We start from the raw sequence: 1309 nt of genomic DNA, 5'->3' as shown, positions 1-1309 counted from the left end.
GCTGGTTGACTGACAAAAGTCAGTCAAGATCGGGATAAAAGCTGACCCAGACTGGATTAAAGAGAAAAAGAGGGATAAACTGTTCTTAACCAAAAAACCAGTATGAATCGAAATGATCGATCGCCCCTCTCATCTTCATCATAAACTAATGAAATTCGCAGGTCAATACAGTCAGTGGTCAGATTTAAGACATCTAGGAGTGATGTGTTGGATGATGGTTGGTTTGATTGTAGAAGGCAAGGTAAATCTAACCAAATGGATCGACCATGTTTGCACCAAAGCACAAATAGCCCAAAGCACACAGCGAAGATTGTCTCGATGGGTAAATAATCCCCGCATCAACCCAGCAAAACTGTATAGTCCTGTAGTGAAGGCGGTATTTGCCAACTGGAAAGACTCAGAAATTTATCTGAGTTTTGATACCAGTATGTTATGGGATAAATATTGCATCATTCGGATCTGTGTTGTACATTTGGGCAGAGCGATTCCGGTGGGCTGGCGAGTACTCAAACACAAAAGTAGTAGTGTCAAAATCGATACTTATCAGGACCTTCTCAAGCGTGTCTCTAGGCTCCTACCCGTCGATGTCAAAGTCATTCTCTTGGCTGACAGGGGGTTTGCCAATGCCGAATTAGTCCGTTATGTCAGAAAATTAGGCTGGCACTGTCGAATCCGGATTAAAGGCAATTTTTGGCTGCGTCATCCACGGCAGGGGTGGCAGCGAGTGAGTCAATTTCCGGTAGCCATCGGCGAGGCAAAACTGATCCACAACGTTCAAATTCACAAATGTAACTCGCTCACAGATGTCCATCTAGCAATTGCGTGGGAATCTACGAATGGCGAACACTGGTACATTATTAGTACGGAGCCTACTAATCTCCAAACTTTTCGGGAATATGGTTTCCGCTTTACCATTGAGGAAAATTTTCTGGATGATAAATCCTCTGGATTCAATCTCGAAGACTCTAAACTCCGTTCCGCTCCAGCTCTTTCTCGACTGTGCTTAGTGTTAGCGATGACTACTTTGTTCTTGACTGCTCAAGGTGTTGAAGTTGTCATTTTAGGTCAGCGTCGCTGTGTAGATCCACATTGGTATCGGGGTGCTAGCTACTTAAAAATTGGCTGGAGTTGGGTCAAACAAGCTCTGAACAAGGGCTGGAATTTAATTTCTGTTGTCTCTTTTTCTACTAATATTGACCCCGAACCAGTCAAGGCTTCTCGTCTACAACATCAGCAAAGAACTTACAGAATTGAGTTTCAAGCTACCACTGTAGTTTGGGCTAATTAAACTTTTGTCAGTCAATCAGCT

Annotated in this window: 1 protein-coding gene; it reads left to right on the top strand. The window is 43.4% G+C overall.

Translation table 11 applies throughout. The features are described from left to right. Nucleotides 1–148: 148 nt before the first annotated feature. Nucleotides 149–1288, top strand: a complete 1140-nt coding sequence (locus JGK14_RS00110; RefSeq protein WP_293209103.1) for a transposase — start codon at nt 149–151, stop codon at nt 1286–1288. Nucleotides 1289–1309 lie beyond the last annotated feature (21 nt).

Origin of the sequence: Microcoleus sp. PH2017_28_MFU_U_A, assembly GCF_020738035.1 — a bacterium.
In the GTDB taxonomy this organism is placed as follows: Bacteria; Cyanobacteriota; Cyanobacteriia; order Cyanobacteriales; family Microcoleaceae; genus Microcoleus.
The sequence above is the reverse complement of the archived record's forward strand: the minus strand, read 5'-3'. Positions and strand labels throughout refer to the sequence as shown.